This window comes from uncultured Abyssibacter sp. (assembly GCF_964000955.1).
GTDB lineage: Bacteria > Pseudomonadota > Gammaproteobacteria > Nevskiales > OUC007 > Abyssibacter.
The window spans coordinates 1-2,984 of the sequence record NZ_CAXFCL010000272.1 but is presented as its reverse complement, the minus strand read 5'-3'; the positions used below and the strand labels follow the sequence as shown (position 1 = coordinate 2,984).

The 2,984-nt window shown below is 66.1% G+C and carries 1 protein-coding gene and 2 pseudogenes; all 3 read right to left on the bottom strand.

Going from position 1 to position 2,984, the window contains the following annotated elements; translation table 11 throughout:
- A pseudogene (locus tag ABNS06_RS13170) lies at positions 1 to 337 on the bottom strand (malate synthase G); the annotation flags it as partial.
- Between the two features lie 726 nt (positions 338 to 1,063).
- A complete protein-coding gene (locus ABNS06_RS13165; protein WP_348675054.1) occupies positions 1,064 to 2,755 on the bottom strand; it encodes a BatD family protein in 1,692 nt (563 codons plus the stop codon).
- Positions 2,748 to 2,984 (bottom strand): annotated as a pseudogene (locus ABNS06_RS13160) (hypothetical protein); the annotation flags it as partial. The gene ABNS06_RS13165 and the pseudogene ABNS06_RS13160, both read right to left, overlap by 8 nt.

Below are 2,984 nucleotides of genomic sequence, written 5' to 3'. Positions count from 1 at the left end.
GCACCGAGGCAAACTCCGGGTCGGTGTTCTGCGTCTCGATCTCGAAGGCCGGCCCCTCAGGCACGAGATAGCCGATCTCCTCGAGAAAGGCGCGATAAGCCTCGGCGTCATGCGGCTGGCCCTTGCGGGCCAGATGCCAGTCGTTGATCTTTGCCTGCAACTCTTCACGCTTTGCCAGCAACTCGCGGTTGCGCGGCGCGAAGGTCTTGACGATGGATTCCAGGCCGCTCCAGAACGCGGCCGGCTCGACGCCGGTCCCGGGGCAGATCTTCTCGTCAATCAGGGATTTGAGGTCGGCATTGACCTGCAAGCCACCAATCTGCGTGTAGTTGCTCATCAGTCCTAGGTCCTTATGGATAAATCGTGTCCCGGCGCCCGGGTGCTTGCCCCGGCGCGCGGTGGTTTCAGTGTCCGGTCCGGGTGGCCGGCGCCGGCTGCGGTCGCATGATTCGCGACGCGCCAGGGCGGCCTGGCCCGGATTTCGGGGCGGGGAGTGTCCCATCGCCGTACCGGCCGGATCAAGCTGACGACAACCGGATGCGGTCTGGCACAACGGTGACGCCGGCTGCGAATGGTCTTTGATCGGCGCCTTCCTGTGTCGGCCACATCCGGACAACGCGGGTATCCGGTTCAAGGACCGTGAGGGCGTTCACAGCGTCGAGGGCGAAACTGACCGGGTCGCAAGCCGAACTTCGGCCGCCGGGATACCCGTCACAAAAAACAAAACCCCGGAGGCGTACCGTCTCCGGGGTTTTCTGATGTCCGCTTTTACCAGCGGAATCCGTTTATCAGGGAACGTGCAACTATTTCGATCGGTCAGGCATCTAACCTTCAGTCCGAAACGCTGACTTGTCGGACCCAGCATCCATGGAGTCCGTCTGACGGGCGAAGCCCAGCAGACGAGCTTGTTACCCCTGTTGCCGAGAGGCGCGGGGGTTTTTTTTGCGCCGAATCCAGCAAGTCGTACGTGTCGATCAATAGTGACAGGTATCCCAACTCCTTAAGAGTGCCACACTTTTTGGCGATGCGTGTGACATGAAGAGCCGGCGCCGGACCGAGCCGCTCAAAGCGGTTCGTGACCGGGTCGCAGCGGGTAGAGCGGCGGCAGCGGATCGGGCCTTGATGCCGCCTCCGCCTGTTCGGGCAGTCGGCGAATGCAGGCTTTCAGCGCCTCCGCACTCCACGCTTCTCGCGCTTCGCCGAACAGCGCGGCGTCCAGCGCATGCAGTTGTTCGGCGAATTCCGGGTCGCCTTCGCGACGGGCGAGTTCGCTCAGCGAGACGACCGGGTGAGGCGCATGCCGTTGCCGTCCCCAGCTCAGGATTGCCTGCCTTGCCGTCGCCGGGTCGTTCGCATCCAGGGCGTGCAACAGGTCCCGACGCGATGCCCGGTCCGGCGTTGGGCGGTCCGGGGATGGTGAACGCCTGCGCCGCGCCGTCCAAAGCCAGGCCAGGATCGTGGCGGCCCAGCCGATCGCGAGCAGGTAGCTGAGCCACGGCCAGCTCGATGTGTCAGCGGGTGGCGGGGCGATGTCGCCCGGAGTGGCCGGTGCCGGCTGCGGTGCTTCCATCGCTGGTGGTGGCGTCACCTGTCCGGCGGCGCCGGCCTCGACCTGAATCCTGCGGGCCGGAATCACGGTTTCCCGGGGCGTGTCGTCGTCGGTGTCCCACCAGCGCAGGCGGAGCTCGGGAATCTCCAGTTCGCCGGACCGGTTGGCGATCAGCGCCCACTGCTGGGCGATGCGTGCCTGGACGCCGAACGTGGACTCTTCGGTGGTCGCATCCGGTGGATCACCATAGGATTGGACGCCGTCGGGCTGGAGCGGGCGCAGCGGGTCGATCTGGGTGTGCAGCTGGCCGTCGATCAGCAGTTCGGTCACGCGGCTGAACGGCTCGCCCGCCACGAACGGGCCGGTATCGGGCACGAGGGTCTGGATCAGTTCGACATCCGAGGCGGGAATCCACGGGCCGGTCCAGCCGGCTGGCGGCGCCTTCACCGACAGCGGGATCGGCTCGGCCTCGGCGTAGATCTGTCGGGTCTGGCCGGCGAACTGGCCGAGGTTGAACATCGATGAGCGCTGCCGCCCCGTGGACAACTCACCGGTGAAGCGGGGTGGCTGGATCGTCAGCGGGCCGGGCTGTTCCGGGAACAGCACGTAGCGGCGCTCGAACAAGTGATAGCGCTCACCGTCGCGGATCGCCCGCGATTCGGACTGTTCGCCGATTTGTTCGATCACCGCATGGTCTGCGGCGGGTTCCCCGAGCTGGCCCGAGACCAGATCGCCGCTGACGTAAAGGCGAACCGTCAGCAGCACCTGCTCGCGCATGTACGGGTCGGTCTGGTCGGCTTCGAATTCGACGAAGGCGTCGCGGGGCCCATTGCCGTTGCCCGCGGGGACGACCTGGAGTTCGATCGGGTCGGTCGTGTCGGGACCGACCGAGATGGGCGGAATCCTGTAGTCACCGGGGCGGGTGGCGACCAGCGTGGTGGTCCAGTGGCGGGTCTGCGACGCGCGCCCGTTGACCAGCCGGTATTCGGAGCCGCTGACCGTGTTCAGCACGCGAAACTGCGACTCCAGGGCCGACAGGTCGGGCTGCTTGGCATCAGCATCGGTGGAACGCACGGTCAGGTTGAAGGTTTCGCCAGCCATGACCGGGTTGCGATCCACCGTGGCCGTGGTCGTCGCCTGAGCCTGGCCGGCGAATGCGAGACTCCACACCATCAGATGCAGCAGCAACACTGCGTATCTAACCATCGCTGTCACCTTGTCGCTTGGCCTGCCGGCGCTGCTGTTCCAGCAGGAATTTGTTGCGCAGCAGCCCGCCGGGATCGTCGGGCACGCGCCGCAGCCATTGCTGGACGGCGGCCTGCTGCGCCGGGTCCTGCGCCGAAGGATCGGCTTCGCCGGCGGTGGCCATGCCGTCCTGTTCGTCCGTGCTGTCGGCGGATTGATCGGCGGTCTGCCGTGCCTGTGATTCGGAGGG

What these genes read in the sequence shown, in the direction of transcription:
- ABNS06_RS13165 (WP_348675054.1), bottom strand. Translation starts at nt 2,755, where the DNA reads ATGGTTAGATACGCAGTGTTGCTGCTGCATCTGATGGTGTGGAGTCTC.